The organism is Vagococcus sp. CY52-2, assembly GCF_022655055.1.
Lineage (GTDB): Bacteria > Bacillota > Bacilli > Lactobacillales > Vagococcaceae > Vagococcus.
This window is the reverse complement of sequence record NZ_CP093384.1, coordinates 1,524,386-1,549,714: the sequence shown is the minus strand read 5'-3', so window position 1 is coordinate 1,549,714 and position 25,329 is coordinate 1,524,386. Positions and strand designations below refer to the sequence as shown.

Sequence of the window (25,329 nt, the reverse complement as noted above, 5' to 3'; positions counted from 1 at the left end):
AAATAGAGGCAGATAGACTTAAATGAAAGCTCCCTTATTCATACGAATAGGGGGCTTTTCTTTGTTTTTTATAAAAGTATCTTCCCCAAGAAATATATGAAAAGAGGCGAATGTTATGACAAAGTACATTTTTGTAACAGGTGGAGTGGTATCTTCAATTGGAAAAGGGATTGTAGCAGCATCGTTAGGTCGATTATTAAAAAATCGTGGATTGAATGTAACTATTCAAAAATTTGATCCCTATATTAACATTGATCCTGGAACAATGAGTCCTTACCAACATGGTGAGGTATTCGTCACTGAAGATGGGGCAGAAACAGATTTAGATTTAGGTCATTATGAGCGATTTATAGATATTAATTTAAATCAACACTCAAATGTGACCACAGGAAAAGTTTATTCTGAGGTAATCAGAAAAGAAAGAAAAGGAGAATATCTTGGTGCGACAGTCCAAGTAATCCCACATATTACCAATGAAATCAAAGAAAAAATGATGGCAGCAGCTGATACAAATGAAGCAGATGTGATTATCACTGAAGTCGGTGGAACAGTTGGCGATATTGAGTCTTTACCATTTTTAGAAGCACTAAGACAGATGAAAGCAGATGTTGGTAAAGATAATGTATTATATATCCACACAACATTGATTCCTTATTTAAGAGCAGCAGGGGAAATGAAAACCAAACCGACACAACATAGTGTGAAAGAATTACGTAGTCTTGGGATTCAACCAGATATTTTAGTTGTTAGAACAGAAGAAGAAGTGCCACAAGAAATGAAACAAAAGTTAGCACAATTTTGCGATGTGCCTGAAGAAGCAGTTATTGAATCAAGAGATGTGAAAACATTGTACGATATTCCATTAAATTTAGAAGCACAAGGATTGGATGATATTGTGTGTGATCATTTAGGGATTGAAGCGCCTAAAGCAGATATGGCAGAGTGGCAAGAAATGGCAAAACACGTGCTAAACTTAAAATACAAAACACGTATTGCATTAGTTGGGAAATATGTTGAGTTACCTGATGCTTATTTATCAGTTGTGGAAGCATTAAAACATGCTGGATATGAACATGATACAAACATCGAAATTGAGTGGATTCAATCAGAAAATGTCACAAAAGAAAATGTCTCTGATTATTTATCAACAGTAGACGGTGTTCTTGTGCCAGGTGGATTTGGCGACCGAGGAATTGAAGGGAAAATCGAAGCGATCCGCTACGCCAGAGAACATAATATTCCCTTCTTAGGTATTTGTTTGGGTATGCAAATGGCCTGTGTTGAATTTGCAAGAAACGTCTTGATGCTTGAAGGAGCAGATTCAAAAGAAACTGCACCAGAAACGCCTTATAACATCATTGATTTAATGTTAGATCAAGAAAGTGTAGAAGATATGGGAGGAACGTTACGTCTAGGAGCTTATCCATGTGAGTTGAAACCAGACACTAAAACACGTAACTTATATAATGGTGAAGAGTTAATCAGTGAACGTCATCGCCACCGTTATGAATTTAATAACGCATTTCGTGAGTCATTTGAACAAGCGGGAATGGTCTTTTCAGGTGTTTCACCAGACAATCGTTTAGTTGAAATAGTTGAAATTCCAGCAAATGATTTCTTTGTTGCAAGTCAATTTCATCCCGAATTCAAATCACGTCCAAATAGAAGTCATCCGTTATTTAATGGATTTATTAGAGCTAGCTTAAATAACTAGAACGTTAATAAAAAATACATATTATCATGATATATTTAGATTATAAAAAATGAGTATGATAATGTATGTATTATAGTAATGATTAGTTTAGGGATAAATTATTAAATGGGCAGTAGGATTAACATTGTACTAAAGAAGAGTAAAAATTTATTATTTTTTATGATCCAGATAAACGACACAAGATATGTTACAAAAATGAGAGAAAAAGTTAAGTTAAGTGTTAATCATTGTTGGTTGTAATGTTACCACTTATCCTAACTTTTAAGGAGGAAAACCATGAAAAAGCTAGGATTTGATTCTCAGAAATACATTGAAGAGCAATCAAAATTTATTTTAGAACGTGTAAATAATTATGATAAATTATATTTAGAGTTTGGTGGTAAATTAATCGGCGATAAACATGCAAAACGTGTGTTGCCAGGTTTTGATGAAGACTCAAAAATCAAAATACTACAAAAATTAAAAGATAAAGCAGAAGTCATTATTTGTGTGTATGCTGGAGATATTGAGCGCAATAAAATTCGCGGTGATTACAACATCACGTATGACATGGATATCTTAAAATCAATTGATGAGTTTAATGAGTATGGCTTATCTGTTAACAGTGTGTTAATCACACGTTACAGTGGCCAACCTTCAACGAAAATCTTTATTAACAAATTAGAAAAACGAAATATTAAAGTTTATACGCATGAAGCAATTGACGGTTACCCATATAACATTGACCAAATAGTCAGTGATGAAGGCTTTGGAAAAAACCCATATATACCAACAACAAAACCAATTGTCGTTATCACGGCTCCAGGAGCTGGTAGTGGAAAATTGGCAACAAGTTTAAGCCAAATTTATCATGAAAATCGTTTAGGACGAGTGGCAGGGTACTCAAAATTTGAAACATTTCCAGTTTGGAATATCCCATTAAAACACCCGTTAAATATCGCCTATGAAGCGGCAACTGTGGATTTGAAAGACGTGAACATGATTGATTCATTCCATTTTGAAGCCTATGGTGAGGTTGCAGTTAACTATAATCGTGATATCGAAACATTCCCAGTTATTAAGCGAATTATTGAACGAATCACTAACCAAGAGTCAGTCTTTAAATCGCCGACAGATATGGGTGTAAACCGAGTTGGCTTTGGTATAATCGATGATGATGTGGTTAAAGAAGCTTCAAAAGAAGAAATTATTCGTCGTTGCTTTGATACAGAGTGTTTTTATAAACGTGGAATGGTTGACGAGGACGTGGTTAATCGTATTCAACTTATTATGGAAGAGATGGAACTTAAAAAAGAAGATCGTCGTCCAGTACTTCCTGCAAGAGAGTATGCTGACAAGTTGAAAGAAATGACTGAAGGTGAAGAGGCTGTTAACCCAATGTCAGTTATGGCGTTTGAATTATCAACTGGAGAAATTGTAACAGGACGTACATCAGATTTGATGGATGCCTCAGCTGCTGCTATTTTAAACTCAATTAAACGTTTAGCTAATATTTCAGATGACATTTTATTATTGTCTCCTGTTATTTTAGAAACCATTCAAAAAATGAAAGTGGACGAATTAGGCAATAAAATGACTGCTTTAAACGCCAATGAAGTCCTAATTGCGTTATCAATAAGCGCTGTAACGAACCCAACAGCTCAACTAGCTTATGAACAATTGGCTAATCTTGACGGAGTTGAAGCACACTCAACCGTTATGCTGAACAAAGATGATGAACAGGTTCTTAAAAAATTGGGCATAAATGTGACCAGTGACCCAGTCTTTTCATCAGAAAATCTTTTCTATATCTAAAAGTAAATACTTGAAATAATAAGCAAACCTAGATACACTATGTAAGTTAGGTTTACTTGTTGTTTTTTGAAGGGAGAAATGAACAATGAAAGACAGTAGTATGAGAAAATCTTTTATATCAGTCATCATTATTTTTATAGGAACATTGTTAATATTAACCTTGTCAAGAACGATAGCAGGGACAAATGGTTATATCTATTTTTTTATTTCAGTATTTTGGTTTATTGGTTTATTTTTAAGAGATATCAACACAAAAAAAGAAATGTTATCACATCAATGGAAAGACTTTAAAAAGATGAAATGGCGCCATATATTATACGTTGTGATCACATTAATTTTAGTTTCATTTATTATTCAAATCACTAGACCGTTTTTTAATCAATTTATTCCAAAAAATCCGGTGTATAGTTATGCTTATGATATTAATACAGCATTAGGACTTTTGTTTTCTGTATTAGCTGGTATAGTTGATTTAATTGTAGCCTTTGTTGAAGAAATAACTTATCGCTATGAAGGTATGTATGTATACAAATCTAATAAGATGTTAGTATCTATCATGTTAATTTTATCTAGTATATTATTTGGTTTTTCTCATTACTATAATTTTGGTGGCAGTTTTATAGCTAGTATGCCGTATGCTTTCGCTGGTTTGGTATTTGGTTTAATGTATTTGCTATCAAAAAATATTTGGGTACCAGTTATTGCCCATTTATTGTTTAATAGTACAGCTATTTTATCTAGTTTATTTTTAGTGATTGTTAAGTTAATTAGTTAAGAAAGGTGTAAGCATAATGGAAGAGACGTACCATCTAATAGGTTTTATTGCGATTACAATCGGTATTATTTTTGGTATATTAGCTCAATCGTGGGTTAAAACTAGGTTATTATTATTTAGAGATACAAGCATGGTTAAACAATATATAATAAGTATTATTTTTATTATGATAGGCATATATTTCTTTTATATAAGCGGTTCTTTTAATTAAATAAACATCTATTGAGGCGACTGTATGTTATAGTCGCCTATTTTTTTATGTATTTTTATAAACAATAGAGTTGTGAAAATGATTCTCATTTGTTATAATAGTTTTTAGTTTAGGTTAGCCTAAAAAATATTTAAACTAATCCAAAAAAACAGAAAAGGTGAAAGAAATGCAAGAAGAAGCATTAACAATGTCTTATGAGTATTTAACTCATGAACCAATAGATGTACAACATATATCAGTATCATATCAAGCTAAAGTAGCTTTAGAAGATATCAGTTTATCCATTGAGCCTGGAAAAATCACAGGGATTATCGGACCTAATGGTGCAGGTAAGTCGACTTTTTTAAAAAGTATTATTGGACTGATTAAAACAGACAGTGGTCGTGTCACGATAGGTGGTCAGTCCATTGATTTAATCAGAAAGAAAGTGGCTTACGTTGAACAACGAAGTGTCATAGATTTAACTTTTCCAATAAAAGTTGATGAAACGGTCCTGTTAGGCACATATCCTAATTTAGGATTATTTCGTCGACCTAAAAAAGAGGATCGACAAAAAGTAAAAGAATCGCTTGAAAAAGTAAAAATGGATAACTTTGCTAAACGACAAATAGGAAATCTATCAGGTGGACAATTACAACGCGTATTTATTGCAAGAGCTTTAACACAAGATGCAGATATTATCTTTTTAGACGAACCATTTGTAGGGATTGACATGGTGAGTGAAAAATTAATTGTTGAACTATTACAAGAGTTGAGAGATGAAGGAAAAACAATTGTGATTGTTCATCATGATTTACATAAAACCAAAGAGTACTTTGACAACTTAATTATTTTAAATAAAAAGTTAATCGCCAGTGGTCCAGTATCAAAAACATTTACGACCTCAACAATCCAACAAGCTTACGGGGAAACAATGGGTGAAATTGTAATTAAAGGAGTGAATGACTAATGATACAACATTTTATTGAAGGTTTAGTAAAATATGATTTTCTACAAAACGCCTTAATCACGTCTGTCATCGTAGGTGTTGTATCAGGTGTGATTGGGAGCTTTATTATTTTAAGAGGAATGTCTCTGATGGGAGATGCGATTTCTCATGCAGTATTACCTGGAGTTGCGGTGTCTTATATGCTTGGTGGTAGCTACATGATAGGAGCATCAATTTTTGGAATAATGGCAGCAGGATTGATTGGTTTTGTGACACAAAAAAGTAAATTAAAAAACGATACAGCTATCGGGATTGTCTTTAGTTCATTTTTTGCTTTAGGGATTATTTTAATCTCATTTGCCGAAAGCTCGACCGATTTATATCATATTTTATTTGGAAATGTTTTAGCAGTTAGACCAAGTGATATGTACACAACATTAGCTGTTGCAGTTGCGGTCATTTTATTTGTGGTTTTATTTTATAAAGAATTATTAGTCAGCTCATTTGATCCTGTCATGGCACAAGCCTATGGATTAAAAGTTCAAGTCATTCATTATGCGTTAATGTTTTTCTTAACGCTTGTTGCAGTATCATCCCTACAAACAGTAGGAACTATTTTGGTGGTTGCTATGCTTGTGACACCTGCTGCAACAGCTTATCTGTTAACGGATAAGCTATCAACGATGATTGTGCTTGCTAGTAGTTTAGGTGCCATTAGTGCCGTGATTGGCTTATTCTTTAGCTATTCCTATAACTTAGCTTCAGGAGCCACTATTGTTCTGACCACTGTTGTATTTTTTATCATGGCGTTTATATTTTCCCCAAAACAAGGATTTATTTTTAAAAGAAAAGAGGAAGTTGTCATTGAAGAAGTCTAGTCTTATTTTATCAAGTCTTATAGCAGGGTTAATGGTATTCTTTTTAGCTGGATGCTCAACGGGAGAATCATCTACAGAGAAAAATTCAGCGAATGATAAGTTTAAAGTAGTAGCAACGAATTCGATTATTGCAGATATGGTTGAAAATGTGGGTGGGGAACATGTTGATGTTCACAGTATTGTTTCTAGGGGTACAGACCCACATGAATATGAGCCACTTCCTGAGGATATCTCAAAATCAACCGATGCGGATGTGATTTTCTATAATGGGTTGAATCTTGAAACAGGTGGCAATGGCTGGTTCTTAAAATTAATGCAAACAAGTAAGAAAAAAGAAAATGAAGATTATTTTGTTGTCAGTAAAAATGTTGAGCCAATGTATCTAACGAGTGAGGGGCAAGAAAGTGAGCAAGACCCTCATGCTTGGCTATCATTAAAAAATGGTATCACTTATGTGAATAATATCAAGGATGTTTTAGTTGAGAAAGATGCGAAACATAAAGAAGATTATGAAAAAAATGCCAAAGCTTATACAGAAAAACTAGAAGCCTTACATAATGAAAATACCAGTCGATTTGCCGATATTCCAAAAGATAAAAATCTACTTGTAACCAGTGAGGGCGCATTTAAATATTTTTCTAAAGCTTACGGGGTGAATGCAGCGTATATTTGGGAAATCAACACAGAAAACCAAGGGACACCTGATCAGATGAGTCAAATCATTGATAAGATTAAACAAACAAAAGTGCCCAATCTATTTGTTGAACAAAGTGTGGATGCTCGCAGTATGGAGACTGTCTCACGAGAAACAGGTATTCCAATTTATGATACGATATTTACTGATTCACTAGCAAAAAAAGGTGAAACAGGAGACACTTATTATGATATGTTGAAATGGAATTTAGATACCATTCATGAAGGATTAATGAAATAACGAATAACACTCTATTTAATCATCTGACTAAATAGAGTGTTATTTTTTATTTCTTTTTCCAACGTAATGTTTGGATTTTCGCAGGTTCCATAATAGTAGAGACCGACGTATTTTCTTTAAATTCTTCAATCATATTGGCTTCAAATGGTGTGTACTCATTTATTTCTAGATTAAGAGTAGAAGAGGTTTGATTGGATAAGTTAAATCCTCTTGTAATAATATCTTCTCCAAACTCTTGTCTTTTAAGAGCAGTCAATGCAAACTGTTTACCATCAATGGATAAGAATTGATAATTAGGAGCTAACACGCCTGTGTGATGTATTGTTTGTTTGACTGTTGTTGGGATTTGCAAACTTTGAGCACGTTTGTAAGAATCAAATAATGTGTTTTCAGTTGTGACTTCTATGGCAAAATCAACCGATTGTTTGCCAAGACACTGAGCTTCTGGCGTTGGGAAATATCCCCAATCCCCTAATTCACCAACAGCACGTAGCAATGTCACAGCAATAGTATTGTTAGTTAGAATTTCATACTCATTTAAACCGTAATTTGATATGGTGATACCATTTTTTTCATCTCTTAACGCTACAAACGAGTGTTGATGTTGTGGATTTGTTGGGTTCTCCCAATGTTTATTTTGTACAGTATTTGGTCTTTCAACTACTTCAAAAATACTTTCGGCAACATGAGTTTCTGTGGTTAAATCAGTCGGGAAAAGAACGCGTAAGCGATGGTCTCGCATTTGATTATCAAATTCAGTGTGACATTTAATTTGACGATTATTCTTTTCTACCCTTAAAGTTGTTTTAAGAGTAAGTGTGCCTAAATCTTTGCTGCGTTGTGCTTGTCTATCCCGCATTTCAATGACAGCTTTCATTTCCTCTTGTAATAAGTCTTCCGCTGAAAGTGGAATCATCATTTGCTGTTCAATCAACACTTCACATACTAATGGTGTATCTGTTACGACGTTAATTGTTGTAGGAAAATCATGTGCATATAAAGGAGTATCATTTTCTGGCTGTTTAAAAATATATTCATTTCCAACATCTCCTACATTTTCAAATATTAATCCACTTGGGTAAGTGATGTTGGTTTCTTTATTGGTTATATCAATCAGTCCATTATTTTGTATAGCCACTTTAATATAATCATTTTCAATCGTTTGAGTGTTTTTATCAAACAAAGTCTTATCCTTAGCTTGGGATGCCCCTTCGACTAAGGCAAATGACTGCCAACTCATTTCATTGAATGACGCAAGAGATAATCTGATTGTTACAAATATTGCCATATAAGGAATTCTAAAACGATCAGTTGGTAAATCGTAATCAAAAGAGACATCCACAGTCACTAATTCACTTGGAATAATAGTTCCATCACTATCTACTACATGAAATTCATTTAATGTATCGGCGATTTGTTTTAATTCATCATATAACTCATTCGGCTTCCCTTGAGAAAATGGGCGACGCATCCATTCAATCGTTGTTTCAATAACTTCATTTTTTTCGACACCAGCTGTATTAAAAACAACAAACGGTTTACTATTTGTTGGTAAGTTACTTGTGTCAATATTGCTTGTTAAAGCCAAAGTAGCCTCATCTGCTAAGTATTTACCAACTTCTAGAGCCTTATCAAAACGTGACATCATTTCACGATGAACCTCATCCACACTGCATCCACAAATACTATCGTGTGGGTGATTTTGCATTAAGGTTTTCCAAGCATAACGAAGCTCATCGTGTGGATAAGATTTTGTCATGTCATAGGCCATAGTTGCCAATGGTTCTGTGATATTTTCTAATTGTCGTTGGACTTCAGTATTTTTTTGTTTGATATAAATTCTAGCAGAAGCTGTATTAGCTAACGTGTACCAACCATCCGTTTCTTGAGACGTTAATTCCCCAGTCACGGTACTCAAGTTGTCAGGTAAATCAGACATGACAGCAGTTAAATAATCATCAAAATTACTATGAATAAACTCAATATCTGGATAGATTTCGTTAGCTAAAGCGATGGCTTGTGTCACATCTTTTTGAACGGGTTGATGATCCACACCATTCATCATTAAAAGATGATCCGTTGAAGCATATTGATTAGCGTCTGCCAATTTTTTCTCCCAAAATTCAATTGCTTCTTTTTTCGTTGTTGGAATTTCATTGCCGTTACTGTACCAGTTGGCAAATAATAAGCCAAATATTTTAGTGCTATCAGGTCCTTCCCACCACATTTCAGAAAATTGAGATGCGTATTTTTCGTCATTGATCACAGCGTTGTTGAATCCAGTTGGCTTGACACCACGTCCAAAGGCAGCCGCTTTAATCCCTGCTTCTTTCATCATTTGAGGTGTTTGTCCCATGTTTCCAAAGGTATCAGGGAAGTAACCCAACATGACAGGCTTTCCCCATTTTTTACTTTCTTCTAGACCAATCAGCGTATTACGTGTATTGGCTTCACTGCTAATAAGAAAATCGTCTTGTAAAATATAAAATGGACCAATCCGTAATTTTCCGTTTTTAATGGCACGTTCTACCGCTTCTTTTTTTTCAGGACGTACTTGTAGGTAGTCATCTAAAATAATCGTTTGGCCATCCAAGTGAAAACTATTGAAATCTGGATTGGTTTCAAAAATTTCTAATAAATCATCCATCAAACGAATCAGTCTCATATGATGTTGCTCGTAAGGTAAGTACCATTCTCTATCCCAATGACTATGAGATATGATATACACTTTTTTATTTTTCATGTCAGAATCTCCCTTGTTTAGTTGTAATGTGCCTCAATGGTGATATCAAAGTAATCCATAACGAGTTCGCAAAACATCATATTCGCCCAAGAAAACCATTCTCGGGTAAAGTGATTTGGATTATTAACGTCAAATCCTTCGTGCATCAAGTGTGTGCCACCATCGCAATCAACGAGTAAATTTAAAATCCGTTCTTTTTCTTGTTTATCATCTGTTGTTAGACCTTCTATAGCTAAAGCAATCGGCCAAACATAGTTTTCTGGTGTGTGCGAACTGCCAATCCCTTTAGCAAATTCACCCTCATAAAAATAAGGATTTTCTTTACTTAGTAACGTTTTTCTAGTTGAAAGATAGAGTGGATCGTTTTTATCTAGATAGCCAAGGTAAGGAGCGGCCATTAAACTCGGCACATTGGAATCATCCATAATAGAATAATGTCCTTTTCCGTCTACTTCATAAGCAAAGATATTCTCGCCATCATTATTTTCTACAATAGCATGCTCTTTAATCCCATCATCGATTTCTTTTTTTAGTTTATTTGCTTGTTCTAGTACAGCATTGTCTGTAAATAAAGTTGAATAGAGTTCAACAATATAGCCTAAAACCACCACAGCAAACATATTTGATGGGACAAGATAACCATATTGACACGCATCATCGCTTGGTCTAAAACCAGACCATGTCATCCCAGTATAGTCAACAGGTGTGCCTTTTCCGTCATGAGTTAACGTATCCTCCAATCGTGTTGTGTCTCTTTCAAAACAATAAGGAGATTGGTCATGATGTTGTTCTGTTTCCCATACGGATAGTATTTTTTTTACGCCTTCATGGAATTCTTCATTAAACTGAGAGGTTTCGCCTGTTTGTTTATATAAAAGATAAGCTAATTGGACAGGATAACATAATGAATCAATTTCATATTTTCTCTCCCAAATCCAAGGAGTCATCTCAGTATGATCGGTTTGATGTCCTTTATTGTTAGGGGTTTCATTAAAAGCATTGGCATAAGGATCCATGTTAATGTATTTAAATTGTCGTTTAACTAGACCAGTAATAAGCGAACGAATGTCGTCATCTTCTTTAGCAATGACTAGGTAGGGACGAAATTGAGCTGTTGAGTCTCTTAACCACATAGCAGGAATATCACCTGTTAAAAGAAACGTAGTTCCATCATCATAGCGACGAACAGTCGTTAACAATGTGTTAGCAAATCCAGCATTGAAGTTTTCTGCCCATCTAGGTTGATTTGCTTCGTGGCATTTTTGTGTCATTTGTTCCATAAAGTGTTGAATAGATTGTGGTATTTCAGTATAAGCCATAATAGCCCTCCTAATGATATATCTTTTATTTACAATTCTTATTATATGATATATCATTATAAGTGTCTAGTGCTTCATCATATTTTTTATTTTGATATATATGGTATGATGTACAATGAAAATAAGGAGTCAGGAGTGGGGAAGAGATGCCAAAGCAGCCATTATATAAAAAAATATATCAAGAATTAAAAAAAGATATACTAACTGGCGTGTACCAAGAAGAAACGCAAGTACCAACAGAATTAGAATTATCTGAAAAATATGATGTTAGTCGGATTACGTCTAAGCGAGCACTAATGGAACTTGAAACAGAAGGACTAATTTATCGAGTACGAGGAAAAGGAAGTTTTGTCAAAAAACGTCAAGAAGTAGCACAGCAAGAAAAAAATAATACCTTACTGTTTGTTATGCCGTTTGCTCAAAACGAGGGGTTAGGAAATTATGCAGAAGGAATACTTGCCTCACTTAACGCATCAGATTATCGTTTACACATGCAATCTCATGATTGGTTACAGACTGAGGATGCTCTGTATTTATCAAGTGACTATGCGGGAGTGGTTTATTACCCAATTAATATGCAAGAAAGCATTGATTTTTTATACCAATGTCAGATGCAACAGCTACCAGTTGTTTTATTAGATAAACAAATCGAAAAAATTCATTACCCTTGCGTTGTGGCAGATAATGAATCTGGTGGCTCTCTTGCAACAAAAGAGTTAATCAGTAAAGGCTATGATGAGGTTATTTTTGTTAGTGGGACGGGTCTAACAGAAAGTTCATCTGTTCGTGATCGTTACATGGGCTATTTATCAGCAGTTTATGAGGCCTCTTTAATACCTCAACATATTGTGAAAACCCCTTTACAAACTATGGACCAGTTCTTTAAGTCAGTCTATGACGTTATTTGTTATAACAAAAAAGAATCTGTTGGTTTAGTCTGTGAAAATGATATTGTTGCTATTAGATTAATGACGTATTTAAAACAACAAGGCATGGATATTGGAGATGAAATTGGTATTATTGGGTTTGATAATATTCAAGCCACACAATTAGTTGATCCACCTTTGACAACTATTGCACAAGATTTCTATCGTATGGGGGAAGTCGCTGGAGAGCTGTTATTAAAACAGTTAAACGGAGAGCCAGTTGACTCATTAGTTAATGTGATTCCTGTTTCCATTATTCCAAGACAAAGTACATAAAAGAATAGTAGAAAAGAGATGACCATATGATGATAGACCAAACGTTGAAAGTATTAGCTGAATATGATGATGTGGTGTTTACAAAACAATATCATGTAGTAGAAGATAAAAATATATCAATGACTTTTTCAGGAACGTTTTTTCGATTTGAAAGTTTAGACAATTGTTTTGACCAGTTCAATTTAGCTCATCCATTTATTTTATGGGAGAAAGAACACGGAGAATTTCAAGTAAAGCATCGATTTAACAGAAACTTATCAAATGATGGCTTTATGTTATCTATCACGGAAGATAAGACAATTTTGATTGACAGTCGCACGATGAACGGTTGCCGTTTTGCTATCGAATTATTACAAAGATTGATTGTTAAAAATAAAAGTCAATTATTTCTACCGATAGTAAAAGTGACACATACTCCGTCATTTGAAGTGAGGGGAGTAATCGAAGGGTTTTATGGTATTCCGTGGTCACATGAGATGAGAAAAGATTGTCTTACTTTTTTATCTTCAAAGAGAATGAACACTTATATGTATGCCCCAAAAGATGATGAGTATCAACGAAAACTTTGGCGAGAGTTATATTCCAAAGAGAAACTAGATGAGTTTAGAGAGTTATTAAATCTATCAACAGCTAATCGCATTGACTTTTGGTATATGATAAGCCCAGGAAATGACTTGAATTATTTAGATAACACAGATTTATCCGTGTTAAAACATAAATTGAAACAAATGGTGCAATTAGGTGTGACACATTTTGGGTTATTAATGGATGATATTGCTTATGAATTAAGTGATGATGTGAAGAAAAAATTTAAAACAAGTGCTCAAGCGCATGCGTATTTGATGAACGTTGTTTATGATTATTTAGTAGAAGAGATCCCTTATGTTAAATTTGCTGCGTGTCCAACAGAATATGATAATCACTATGATTCCCCTTATTTAGAAGAATTGACAAGATTGTTACATCAAGATATTCCACTATTTTGGACAGGACCGACAACACTATCTCGACATATTACGACTGAAGATATAAAAAAAATGTCTGATATTTATCAACGTCAGATGATTATTTGGGATAATGTACCAGTTAATGATTTTGAACAAGATAATGAATTAATTTTTTTAAGTCAGTATAGCAATCGAAGTAAACAGTTATCAGATAATCAGTATAATGTATTAGGAATTGTACTCAATCCAATGGCCCAGTGGGAACTATCTAAAATAACAGTTGGACATAGTGCAAAATATATGTGGCAAACAGATCGAGCAAATGATTTAGCGATGTGGCATCAAGTATTACAGGAGTATGGTCAAACAAAAGAGAATGGTCGAGCATTAGATATTTTATCAAAACATTTTACCAACAGACATCTTGAACCAAGCATACCAGTAGAGTGGCAGCAGTTAGTAAAGCAACAAGATATTGATGCCTTGACAGATATTTTGAAAGAATTAAGTCAAGCGGTTGAAACACTGAAAAAAATGAACAATCCTAACTTTTTGATAGAGATTAAGCCTTGGTTTGAAAGAGTGATGTTAGAAGACCAGTTATGGCAAGCAATGATATCAAAAAATAATAAAAAAGCACATACTCTGTATCAGGAGTTAATGACTAAAAAACATCGTGTGGGAAGTCAGATACCTATTATTTATTATGAAACCTATCTAAAAAAATCTAGCGGAGAATAGTTCCGCTAGATTTTTTATGTTAATGAGAAAGGTAAATCAGTTTCTGTGTAGTGTTTAACTGGTGGAACTAAGCATAAGTCAAACTCTATGTTTCCACCTGTCATTAAATCATTATGTGTAAAGAAGAGGTGGTTGTAAGGCTGATTATTTCTCAAGATATTTTTTGAATAGTGATATTGTGGGACATTATTGTTTGTCTGAATGGTTAAGTCATTGCCATTTGATAAATGAATCACCGCTTTATCAACAATAGGAATACCTATGACATATTCACCACTACCTGGAGTCACAGGATAAAACCCTAAACTGTTCAAGACAAACCAAGCACTCATGCTACCGTTATCTTCATCTCCTGGATAGCCATCAAATCCTAATTTAAAGGCTTTTGATAGTAATTCTTTTACAATGTGTTGGGTAGTTGGTAGTTCTGCAATATAGTTAAATAAAAATGGCAGATGGAAACTAGGTTGGTTAGAAATGGCAATTTGTCCAAAATCAATGGCTGCCATCTCACTCATTTCATGAATTTCAAACCCGTAGCCATCAACATCAAAAATAGGGTAAGTATTGCACAAATCCGTGATGATTTCTTTAAATCGATCTTTTCCACCAAGTGATTGAATCAATCCACCAAAGTCATGATATGCAGCAAAACTATTTTGATAAGCACTTCCTTCAGCATAATCACGTCCCCAAGCGTAAGGATTAAAAGGTGTTCTTGGTTGTCCATCTTTATCTTTTGAACGTAAGATACCATAGTCAAAGTCAATTAAGTTTCGATAATTAAGTGATTGTTTAGCATATTTTTTTGCCAAGTCTTTATCATCTAACAACTCAGCCACTTGTGAAATACAAAAATCACTATAAGCATAATCTTGAGTGTGGTTGACGCTTTCGTGATAGTGATTTGGTACATAGCCATAAGTTAGATAGTCAAGTGTACCAGATCGACCATAATTATCCTTTCCACTAACGGTTGTGGCACTTTTTAACATGGCTTCAAGGAAATCAGGCATCTTGTCTGTGGCAATATGTTTTACTGCAGCGTCAGCGATGACAGCATCAATCAATGTGCCAGGCATTAAACCTCTTTCATCAGGAGAGAGCCATTTGGGTAAATAGCCACTATTTTTGTACGCGTTATAGAAACCTGCCAACATTTTTTCATATTCTTCTGTTGCGATAAGTGAATACAGAGGGAAAAGCGAACGACAAGTATCCCAAAAACCATTATTAGTATAATAATAACCTGATTTAATGGTTTTACTTAACGTGTCATAGTGAATTGGTTGGTTGTCTTTGTCTAATTCGTACCACGTTTGTGGGAATAAAAAACAACGGTACATCATTTGATAAAATAGTGAAATTTTATCCTTACTTTTGTCGCTCACTTCAATTCGATTGAGATAATTTAGCCATTTATCTGCAGCTAGATTTTTATGTTCCTCAAAAGTATGAGGTAATTCGCGTTCTAGATTGAGTGTCGCTTGTTCTTGACTAATAAATGATGTCGCAAGTTGTACATCAAGCACTCCATCAGAAGCTAATTTGTCAAATGACAGATAAAGTGTTTCTTCTTCTCCTTTGTAGTGAGTTCCTAAATCAATCATGTGATTATGTTCATGGTATTTTAAAGACTCAATGTTTGTAGAAAAAGAAAGGTCGATATACATTTTTAACTTTTTATCTTCACAACCAGCTATATTAGAAATATAGCCAGTTAAATGATTGTTTTTAATGGTGAGTGATTTAATACCAGGAGCGGTAAAAAGCATTCCGGCCGTCATATCTTTTCGGTTAAAGGTAAATCTTATATGTGCACCATAAGTATGCGCTGTCAATTCTGTTAAGATACGATGCCTTTCAGAATAAATCGATAGATAATGTGGTTGAAAAGTTGCTTCTTCAGGTCGATAAGATCCTTGGTTAAAAAATAAATCAGTGGAATTTATAGCTCCTGATACAGGTAAAAGTAATAAATGAGAAAAGTCCCCCATCCACGGACTTGGTTGATGGGTTAAACGAATGCCTTGGAAAGTATGATCTCTTGGATGAAACCACCAACTCCCATTTTGATGTGCGGTTTGCGGGCAGAAGTAATTCATTGCAAATGGCACACCGGTATAAGGTAAGGTATTCCCATTAGAGTAGCTATGTTGATTAGCTGTCCCGTGACGTGTATCGATGTTTGAAAGTAACATTTAAACTCTCCTTTGATATATCATTTTTATTTTATTTTTATATGATATATCATAACATTTTGATTGAGAAATAAAAAGAGGGTATAAAAAAAGAAACGAAAAAAATCGTTTCTTTTTTACTGTTATATCATATTGTTGGATTGATTTTTTCTAAAGATGATATAACCAAATAAACAAAATAAAAATTCAAAGACTGGATTATTATAAAATCCACCAAATAAAATAATTAATCCCCCAAGGATTGCTAAAATAGGTGAAATAAGTCCCGTAAAGGTTTCTTTAATGTCTTTGTCTAAATAAAGTTTAATGACTTTAAAATAAAGTGCGATGTACCACAAATAACCAAACACAATCGCAATTTCACCAATGTCACCCAATCCCATTAACTGGAAGTATTGTGTGATGTAGTGAATAATAAACCAACCGCAAGAAGTCAATAAGGCAATAATAGCAGACTGACTACCTAATTTTTTTTGATGATAATTATCTACTATTTTTTGACTATTTGGTAACATATTTTTTGTTGCTAAAGCATATGGCATGCGGATATGTCCCAAAGTAACCCCATTTATTACCCCAAATAATGCTACAAGGATGAATAATAAAATAATTTTTTGACCAATATTGCCAAATAGCATGTCACCAATTTTCATAACAGCCCCTTCACCCATAGATAAGATATATTCGGGACCTAGAATATGTGTGAGACCTAGAAAATAGGATAGATAGACAACTAGAACGATAATCGGACCAAAACATAAGGCTTTTTTCATCGTTTGACTACCACCTTTGACTTCATGTGAGATGGATAAAGCAATAGGCCATCCATCATAGGAAAAAGCCATAGGAGCAAGTGCTGCTAACCATCCAAGACCAACATTTGTTGGTTCAACTAATGGAACAGTTGGTGGAACGACAGGTGTTTCTTTTGACCAAAACAATGCGATAAGCCCAATACCAAGTAAAGGAATTAGTTTAGTAATTGTGGAAATAATTTGAAACCACCCAGCAAATTGACTTGATAAGATATTCAAGCAATAAAAAAATAACATATATCCAAAACCAATTCCCATTTGATAAGTCATCGTTTGAGGTAAATTTAGTAGCATAGTAGTGTAAGTTCCAGCTGCCCATGATACCACGACACCAATGGTAGGAAAATATAAAAATGTCTGATACCAACCAAAGGCACTTGCTGTAGACTCTGAAAAAAATTCTTCAAAATAGGCAACCATTCCACCATTTTTAGTAGTACGCTGTGCTAGATTTGTGAGTGATAAACTTCCAAAAATAATACAAAGAGCTCCAATAATAAATACCAATACACCTAAAAATATGTTTCCACCAGTAAAAGCTAAAATATTTCCAACTTTGAAAAATATTCCAGATCCTACACAAATACCAATAATCATGGCAATTGCTGTGCCAAGACCATATTGTTTTTTCTCGTCGATAATAAAACCTCCATTTCAATATTAGCAATATATCATAAATAGCAAAAAAGTGAATGAAAATTTTATGAAATTTAAAAAAGTCATGAGAGAGTTTTGATGTGTGAGATATGTTAAAATAAGGAAGATAAATAAAGGGATTGAGGTGGTATGTTTGAGTCTTCAATTTATATTAAATACAGCAGACAAAGAAGTGTTAGAAGATTTATTAGGTATGTCGATAGACTGGTTAGAAAAGTCGATGCATCATGAGGTGTTTTATCTTGTGCCTAATCACGTTAAATTTGAAACGGAAATAAATGTATTGAAAAAAATGCATACGTTACCTAAATTTAGCAAACAGAAGTATATGGCAAGTATGAGATTACAAGTCTTTAGTTTTTCTAGATTGGCTTGGTATTACATGCAACAAACTAAAAGTTATCAAGCAACGAGACTAAGTGATTCTGGAAAGTTTATGCTGATAAGAAAAAGTTTAATAAGTTGTAAAGATAACTTGGTGTTATTTAAGCGTGAAGTCGATAGACCAGGTTTTATCCAACAATTGCTTGATTTATTTGATGAGTTACAACAAGGAAATGTTTCGCCATCTGATTTACAAGAAGTTGTGGAAGATATTGCAACAACTGAAAAGACCAGTCAAGAAGATTATGTCACAAAATTAATCGATATACAGTTAATTTATCAAACGTATCAAGAGATGTTAATCACTCATCATATTGCTGATAAAGAATTATTAACAGAATTAGCTGAGTATTTGAGTGAGAAAGATTTATCTCATGTTCAATTTATTGTGTCAGGATTTACTAATTTTACAGCAGTAGAAAAACAACTAATAGAAGTACTAATGAAAGTGTCTGGTGAAATAAAAATAAATTTAGTTCTTGATGAGGCACCAAAAGAAACTTCTTTAGATAGTTATCAATTGTTTTTTAATACGTCAAAAATGTATCAAGAATTATATGATGTCGCTAGAGACAATCAAGTGAAAGTATTATTTGATATTAAATGTCACTCAAAAAGTCAGACATCAATGAGTGAATTAGCACATGGGTGGCAAAATTTACAAGAGTTAGTGCCAAATAAGGTAGAAAAATCGACCGTTTTGAATGTGTTATCACTTTGGACTTGTACAGATACGTATCAAGAAGTAAAAGCTATTGGGACAAAAATTAGAGAATTAGTAGCAACAGAAGGTTATCGTTATGAAGAGATTGCCTTAATTAGTCGAGATATTGAAACATATGCTTCAGAAATTATGGCAGTGTTTGATGATATGGCGATACCTTATTATATTAATGAAGAAGAAGATATGGCAAATCACCCTTTAGTCGAATGGTTGCGCTCATTATTTAAAATAGATGAATCATTTTATCAATACCGAGATGTGATGCGCTTTTTAAGGACAGAATTATGCTTTCCAGATACTAATTTGACAGACGATTTGGAAACGTGGTCTGAAAAAATGAGTGTATTTAGACAAGCAACAGACTATACAGAAAATGTGGTGCTTGCTTATGGATATAGTGGAAGTGACTGGATTAAAAAAGAAGATTGGGTGTATGTGGCCTATCAATATAATACAGATGATGATACTTTGGATAATCAACAAGTTATTCAAGAACAATCTAATGATATCAGACGATTGATTGCGACCCATTTACCTAAGTTCTTTGAGAAATTAAAACAATCTACTACTAATAAAGAAGCTATTGTAACGTTCTATCAATTTTTACTAGAAATTGGTGTCGATAAACAGCTTCAAGCAATGCAACAACAAGAAATTGAAAGGGGACATTTAACTGAAGCAAAAAATCATGAGCAAACATGGCGAGCATTGATGGATTTATTAGATGAATATTATGATGTATTAGGTGATGATACTTTTGAATTTGAGATTTTTAAGGACATTTTACTTAGTGGTTTAGAAGGCGTTAGCTATAGTAAAGTCCCGGCTTCAATTGATGAAGTAGTGGTAACATCATTAGACAGGGTTCGAGCAAAAAAATATCGTGTGACGTTTATTTTTGGGGCAACAGATCAAGTGTTACCTAAAAAAATTGATAATAAAACACTATTAAGTAATGAAGAACGAGATGTGTTTTCTCAATTATTAAGATCAGACAGTTTTTTAAATAATAGTTTAACTGAATCAATGGCTAATGAACCATTTATCTTTTATTTGGCGTTACTGTCAGCCACAGACAAAATTATTCTTAGTGCACCTAAAAATCGTGACCAAGTCAAAGATGTTAAACTATCACCATACATTGAACAGTTAAGTCGATATTTTGCTATTCCTATTATTCATCATGACGCCATTTTAACAGCAGATGAACAGGTATTAAATTCAATTTCGACAGACAAACTATTACTCAGTGATTTGGTGAGTACTTATAGAGAGTATGACGAAAAGAAAGAAAGTGTTCCTTGGCTATTTTTACAACTAGAAAAACGTGTTCGTAAACAATTACCTGTTGAAACAAATCGTTTGTTTATGAGTTTATCGCATAAAAATATTCCCGAAACCTTAAACAATCAATCCGTTGATACATTATATGGCGAAACAATTTATGCGTCTGTTTCAAAAATTGAAAATTTCTATCAATGTCAGTATAAGTACTTTTTACGTTATGGACTTGGTATTCAAGAAAGAGAGCAGTTTGAGTTATCCCCCGCAGCAGCAGGAGAATTTTATCATGACGCCTTGGATTTATTCTTTAAGGAACTAATTAAACAGAAAATCCAACTAACAGAGATTTCAGATGATGAAGTGAAGAAACTTGCTCAAACGGTGTTACAGGAAATACTAGGAGATAAACGATTTACTATTTTGTCCACAACCAATCGAATGAAATATGTGTCGTATCAGTTAGAAAAAACCATTCAAAGAGTGTGCTTATCGCTAAAAAATCAAGCTAAACGAAGTAATATGACCCCTATCCAAACAGAAGTCTTGTTTGGTGAGTCGTTAAAACAAGCTGGATTAAATAGTTTAGAAATTGTTTTAAACAATAATAAAAAAGTAAAAGTACGAGGTAAAATTGATCGCTTGGATAAATTAGTTATTGAAGATGATGTGTATTTAAGCGTGATTGACTACAAATCGAGTAAGCATAATTTTGATTTTGTTGATGCTTATTATGGATTAGCCATGCAAATGATTACGTACTTAGATGTTGCCTTAAGTAATGCAGTAGAGTTAGTTGGAAAAACAGCTAAACCAGCTGGAGCACTATACATGCATATTAAAAATCCAGTTATCAATGTTAACGAAAAATTCTCATTAGATACGCTAGATGAACAACTACTAAAAGAGTATCAATATGATGGGTTGTTAGTAGAAGATGATGTGATTTTAGAAAAATTAGATAAAACTATTGACCCTCAGGTAAAATCGCTAGTTTACCCATACGAGCAGTTAAAAAGTGGAAAAATGAAATCATCACGATTTATCACATCAGATGAATTATCTCATTTAGTTGCTCATAATCGTGATAATTTCAAACAAGCTGGAGAAAAAATTTATGAAGGTAGCACGGAGTTAAATCCAGTCTATAAAGAACAAAAACGATTAGCTTGTGGTTTTTGTCCATATAAAAGTGTATGTCAATTTGACGTGATGTTACCAGAAAATAATTATCACCGAATTGAGTCCTTGAAAAAAGAAACGATTATGGAAAAACTGCAACCTGAATCAAAGGAGGAGACAAATGAGTAACATAGATATTCCAGTAAAACCAGAAAATAGCCATTTTACAGATAAACAATGGCAAGCAGTGTATGACTCTGGGGATAATTTATTGATTTCTGCCTCTGCTGGTTCTGGTAAAACAACGGTATTAGTTGAGCGAGTGATTCAAAAAATTAAGTCGGGCGTTAATGTCGATGAATTATTGATTGTGACTTATACAGAAGCCGCTGCAAAAGAGATGAAACAACGAATTAAAGTAGCCATTCAAACAGCTATTACAGAAGAAGTTGATACCGCACAAAAAGAGCATTTGGTAAAACAACTGGGACTACTTCCAACAGCTACCATCAGCACACTTCATGCTTTTTGTTTACGTGTCATTCAAAGATACTATTATCTTATTCATATCGATCCTGTTTTTCGTTTATTGACTGATGAAACAGAAAATTTACTATTAAAGGAAGATGTCTGGGATGAGCTAAGAGAAGAACTATATGGTGAAGAAAGAGAAGCGTTTTATCAATTAACTGAAAATTTTTCTAACGACCGTAATGATAATGGGTTGATGGAACTCATTTTTTCGATACACTTATTTGCTCAAGCGAATTCTGAACCGGAAAATTGGTTAGATAGTTTGCTTGAAAATTATCAAATAACAGACAGCTTAGTCAACTCGCCACTCTATCAACAATACATGAAACCAGATGTATTAAATCAATTACTGTTAGCTCAAGTAACGATAGATGAGTTAGTGAATCGTTGTCAAAGTGATGAAGAACTAAAGAAAACACTAGAAACAGTCAGTGACGATAAACAATTAATTGATACATTATTATTTTTAATTACCGAAGATAGACTTGATGACTTTTATGATTATTTGATAAGCACACCATTTAAGCGTATTAAAGCGCCGTCTAAAAAAACAGCATCAGAAGAAGTTCAAGAAGAATACCAGGAAATAAAATTGGTACGAGATGGTGTAAAAGAAAGTATTGGAAAGTTAAGAAGTCAGTATTTCAAACAAAGTCCTGAAGAGATGTTAGAGATATTAGAAAAATCACAGTCAGTGGTTGAAGAGCTAATTAGTGTGACCAAGCGATTTATTAACCGATTTTCTAAAGAAAAAGAATCTCGTCATGTACTTGATTTTAACGATTTAGAACATTTGACGTTGGCAATTTTAAGAAAACAAGTTGAAGATCAATGGGTAGAATCTGAAGCCTCTACCTATTATCGTCATAAATTCAATGAAATTTTGGTAGACGAGTATCAAGATATTAATAGACTACAAGAAACGATTTTGTATTGGCTACGTCGTCCTGAAAAACATAATGGTAATCTATTTATGGTAGGGGACGTTAAACAATCAATTTATGGGTTCCGTTTAGCTGATCCTACTTTGTTTATTGAAAAATATGAACAATTTGCGACAGAAGAAGATGGTCGTCGCATTATCCTAGCAGAAAATTTTCGTTCAAGAAGTAATGTCTTAGATTTTACGAACCTTGTCTTTACACAATTAATGGATAAAGAATTAGGGCAATTAGATTATGATACGAGTGCTGAATTAATTGTTGGAAATAAGTCATTTCCTGAAAGTAAGGATTATGATACAGAGTTATTAATTTATCAAACCACATCAGAAGAAAAAAATCAGGAGTCATTAGAATTTAGACTAGATGGAAAAACAGAAGGTGAGTTACGACTTGTTGCGTTAAAAATTCGAGAATTAATTGATAAGAAATTTGAGTTGTTTGATAAAAAAGAAGAAAAAATGCGTTCAATCACCTATAAAGATATTGTATTGTTAACACCAACGAAAAAAAATAACTTAGATATCTTAGATATTTTTAAAGAGTATGATATCCCTTTAATGGTGAATGATACACAAAATTATTTTCAAGCAACTGAGATTAGAATCATGATTTCTTTACTACAACTAATCGACAACCCTTATCAAGATATTCCGTTAGCGGCTATTTTACGCTCGCCGATTGTTGGGATTGGTGAAAATGATATGGTTCTATTAAAAAGCTATGACATGACAGGCTATTATTATGACGCCTTGCAGAAATTTTTAATAGACGGGGATAAATCCAGTCAGTTATATCAAATTATCGAGACGTTTAATCAACAGTTTAATTATTGGCGTGAGTTGGCTAGAAGAAAACGATTAGTTGAATTGATTTGGCAAATATATAAAGATACCGACTTAATTGATTATGTAGCAGGACTTCCATCTGGTCTGCAACGAAAAGCAAATCTTCATGCGTTGTATCATCGTGCATCGAGTTATGAAGAGATGAGTTTTAAGGGGCTATTTCAATTTATTCGGTTTATCGAAAAAATGCAGCAAAAAAATAAAGATTTAGCGGAAGCCTCTAACATTAATGAAGAAGCAGATGCGGTTAGAGTGATGACCATTCATGCTAGTAAAGGCTTAGAATTTCCTGTTGTATTTTTATTAGATATGTCAAAACAATTCAATCTTATGGATGTTAGACAACGAAAATTTGTTTTCGATGAAGAACTTGGTATGGGAATCAAATACAAAGACATTGAAAAACGATTAGAATATGATACTTTTCCTTTCAATGTGATTAGAGAATATAAAAAACAAAAACTTTTGGCTGAAGAGATGCGTAAATTATATGTGGCGCTAACTCGTGCAGAAGAAAAGCTCTACTTAGTCGGTTCCTATAAAAGTAAAGATGATGCTTATAAGAAATGGGCAACTTCAACCAGTACTGAGCATATAGTGTTACCGACCGCAAGTAGACAGTCAACATCAAGTTTGATGGACTGGATAGGCATGTCTTTAGTAAGGCATCCAGACTTTGAAACTTATTTTCCAACGAGTGATGTGGCTGTTTTACCAGGACTAAAGAAACATCCAGGTCAGTTTTCAATTCATTTTTATCAAGAAAAGGATATTCTAGCTAGACATATGGTTCAAGGAGGGCAAGAAGAAGGGTTAAAAATATCTGATGTGAAACCAAATGTTAAATTACTAAAAGAAGTAGTAGATCGCTTAAATTTTTCTTATCCTGAAAAAGATGCCACTATGACGGCAAGTTATCAGTCTGTTTCTGAGGTTAAACGATTATTTGAAGAACCTGATATGAAGGATGTACCAACACTTAATTTCTCAAAAGAGAAACAAATAAAAGCACATAGGGAAGTATTGAGTGATAGTGCTAAGCCTAAATTTATGGAAGGTGATATCCAAATTAAATCGACAGATATTGGTTCAGCAGTACATTTATTGATGCAATTGCTACCTCTTGATAAAAAGCCAACAGAACAAGATATAGAGGCACAAATAGAGACAATGATACAAAATGGTGTTTTTACAGAAAAATTAGCAGCTATATTACCTATCAATAGAATAAAGTCGTTTTTTGATACAACATTTGGCGAATATCTATTAGCACACCATGAATTTACTAGAAGAGAACAACCCTTTTCCTTACTATTACCAGCTAAAGAGCTGTATCAAGATTATGTGACTAAAGAAGAGGATACTGTATTGATTCATGGGATTATTGATGGATTTGTCTTAACAGACTCAGAGCTTATTTTATATGATTTTAAAACAGATTATGTGCCTAAAGATGCTAGTATTGAAGAATTAGAAAAATTAAAACAACGTTATGTTGGTCAATTAACACTTTATCAATTAGCGTTAGAAGAAATTTATCAAAGAAACGTGACATCTTCTAAATTGATTCTATTAAATAGTGGAGACATTATTGATATGATATAAATGTTATTCATTTGAAAAAAAAAATGATAAA

14 protein-coding genes are annotated in these 25,329 nt (G+C 33.5%); 10 read left to right on the top strand and 4 right to left on the bottom strand.

Features of this window, described 5'->3' with window-relative positions; genetic code table 11:
• The first annotated feature begins 115 nt into the window (after positions 1 to 115).
• The 6 genes from pyrG to efaA all read left to right on the top strand — a co-directional run bounded on the left by pyrG (position 116) and on the right by efaA (position 7,234).
• Positions 116 to 1,714, top strand: coding sequence for a CTP synthase (pyrG, locus tag MN187_RS07485; RefSeq protein WP_117973212.1), 1,599 nt, complete (start codon positions 116 to 118; stop codon positions 1,712 to 1,714).
• Positions 1,715 to 1,990: 276 nt separating this feature from the next.
• A complete protein-coding gene (locus tag MN187_RS07480; protein ID WP_117973211.1) occupies positions 1,991 to 3,508 on the top strand; it encodes a DUF1846 domain-containing protein in 1,518 nt (505 codons plus the stop codon).
• A gap of 85 nt (positions 3,509 to 3,593) precedes the next feature.
• Positions 3,594 to 4,283, top strand: a complete 690-nt coding sequence (locus MN187_RS07475; RefSeq protein ID WP_071457402.1) for a CPBP family intramembrane glutamic endopeptidase — start codon at positions 3,594 to 3,596, stop codon at positions 4,281 to 4,283.
• A 377-nt stretch (positions 4,284 to 4,660) separates the two neighbouring features.
• Positions 4,661 to 5,443: a metal ABC transporter ATP-binding protein gene (locus MN187_RS07470; protein ID WP_233519182.1), complete on the top strand. Its 783-nt coding sequence runs from the start codon at positions 4,661 to 4,663 to the stop codon at positions 5,441 to 5,443.
• A complete protein-coding gene (locus tag MN187_RS07465) occupies positions 5,443 to 6,300 on the top strand; it encodes a metal ABC transporter permease (RefSeq protein ID WP_117973209.1) in 858 nt (285 codons plus the stop codon). Before MN187_RS07470 ends, MN187_RS07465 begins: the two co-directional genes overlap by 1 nt.
• Positions 6,287 to 7,234: an Mn/Fe ABC transporter substrate-binding lipoprotein EfaA gene (efaA, locus tag MN187_RS07460; protein WP_304466100.1), complete on the top strand. Its 948-nt coding sequence runs from the start codon at positions 6,287 to 6,289 to the stop codon at positions 7,232 to 7,234. The genes MN187_RS07465 and efaA overlap by 14 nt, the downstream gene beginning before the upstream one ends.
• Before the next feature lie 46 nt (positions 7,235 to 7,280).
• Here the strand turns inward: efaA and MN187_RS07455 are convergent, their stop codons facing one another.
• Entirely contained in the window at positions 7,281 to 9,977 is a 2,697-nt protein-coding gene (locus MN187_RS07455) for an alpha-mannosidase (RefSeq protein ID WP_242093731.1), read from the bottom strand.
• 17 nt (positions 9,978 to 9,994) lie between these two features.
• The gene (locus MN187_RS07450) at positions 9,995 to 11,296 is read right to left on the bottom strand and encodes a glycoside hydrolase family 125 protein (RefSeq protein ID WP_117973207.1); all 1,302 of its coding nucleotides are present in this window, start codon (positions 11,294 to 11,296) and stop codon (positions 9,995 to 9,997) included.
• A gap of 146 nt (positions 11,297 to 11,442) precedes the next feature.
• Here MN187_RS07450 and MN187_RS07445 point away from each other — a divergent pair, with 146 nt between their 5' ends.
• Both MN187_RS07445 and MN187_RS07440 read left to right on the top strand, forming a co-directional pair.
• Positions 11,443 to 12,498 carry a GntR family transcriptional regulator gene (locus tag MN187_RS07445; protein WP_241699402.1) on the top strand — a complete coding sequence of 352 codons (1,056 nt, stop codon included), beginning with the start codon at positions 11,443 to 11,445 and terminating at the stop codon, positions 12,496 to 12,498.
• 26 nt (positions 12,499 to 12,524) lie between these two features.
• Complete coding sequence (locus MN187_RS07440; protein ID WP_241699401.1) at positions 12,525 to 14,186, top strand: protein O-GlcNAcase; 1,662 nt, start codon at positions 12,525 to 12,527, stop codon at positions 14,184 to 14,186.
• 14 nt (positions 14,187 to 14,200) lie between these two features.
• Here MN187_RS07440 and MN187_RS07435 read toward each other — a convergent pair whose 3' ends face one another.
• Both MN187_RS07435 and MN187_RS07430 read right to left on the bottom strand, forming a co-directional pair.
• The gene (locus tag MN187_RS07435; protein WP_242093729.1) at positions 14,201 to 16,387 is read right to left on the bottom strand and encodes a GH92 family glycosyl hydrolase; all 2,187 of its coding nucleotides are present in this window, start codon (positions 16,385 to 16,387) and stop codon (positions 14,201 to 14,203) included.
• A 122-nt stretch (positions 16,388 to 16,509) separates the two neighbouring features.
• Positions 16,510 to 17,805 (bottom strand): APC family permease, encoded by a 1,296-nt coding sequence (locus tag MN187_RS07430; protein WP_371821057.1) that lies wholly within the window; start codon positions 17,803 to 17,805, stop codon positions 16,510 to 16,512.
• Positions 17,806 to 17,992: 187 nt separating this feature from the next.
• On the opposite strand from MN187_RS07430, the gene MN187_RS07425 reads away from it, so the two are divergent.
• Both MN187_RS07425 and addA read left to right on the top strand, forming a co-directional pair.
• A complete protein-coding gene (locus MN187_RS07425) occupies positions 17,993 to 21,559 on the top strand; it encodes a PD-(D/E)XK nuclease family protein (RefSeq protein WP_241699398.1) in 3,567 nt (1,188 codons plus the stop codon).
• On the top strand, positions 21,552 to 25,298 hold the full coding sequence (gene addA / locus MN187_RS07420; RefSeq protein ID WP_242093725.1) for a helicase-exonuclease AddAB subunit AddA: 3,747 nt from the start codon (positions 21,552 to 21,554) through the stop codon (positions 25,296 to 25,298). Before MN187_RS07425 ends, addA begins: the two co-directional genes overlap by 8 nt.
• The last annotated feature ends 31 nt before the right edge of the window (positions 25,299 to 25,329 follow it).

Excerpts from the sequence above, each read along its gene's own strand:
- MN187_RS07455 (WP_242093731.1), bottom strand. The coding sequence starts at position 9,977 with ATGAAAAATAAAAAAGTGTATATCATATCTCATAGTCATTGGGATAGA.
- MN187_RS07470 (WP_233519182.1), top strand. The coding sequence starts at position 4,661 with ATGCAAGAAGAAGCATTAACAATGTCTTATGAGTATTTAACTCATGAA.
- MN187_RS07450 (WP_117973207.1), bottom strand. The coding sequence starts at position 11,296 with ATGGCTTATACTGAAATACCACAATCTATTCAACACTTTATGGAACAA.
- MN187_RS07445 (WP_241699402.1), top strand. The coding sequence starts at position 11,443 with ATGCCAAAGCAGCCATTATATAAAAAAATATATCAAGAATTAAAAAAA.
- MN187_RS07465 (WP_117973209.1), top strand. The coding sequence starts at position 5,443 with ATGATACAACATTTTATTGAAGGTTTAGTAAAATATGATTTTCTACAA.
- addA (WP_242093725.1), top strand. The coding sequence starts at position 21,552 with ATGAGTAACATAGATATTCCAGTAAAACCAGAAAATAGCCATTTTACA.
- MN187_RS07475 (WP_071457402.1), top strand. The coding sequence starts at position 3,594 with ATGAAAGACAGTAGTATGAGAAAATCTTTTATATCAGTCATCATTATT.
- MN187_RS07435 (WP_242093729.1), bottom strand. The coding sequence starts at position 16,387 with ATGTTACTTTCAAACATCGATACACGTCACGGGACAGCTAATCAACAT.
- MN187_RS07440 (WP_241699401.1), top strand. The coding sequence starts at position 12,525 with ATGATGATAGACCAAACGTTGAAAGTATTAGCTGAATATGATGATGTG.
- MN187_RS07480 (WP_117973211.1), top strand. The coding sequence starts at position 1,991 with ATGAAAAAGCTAGGATTTGATTCTCAGAAATACATTGAAGAGCAATCA.
- pyrG (WP_117973212.1), top strand. The coding sequence starts at position 116 with ATGACAAAGTACATTTTTGTAACAGGTGGAGTGGTATCTTCAATTGGA.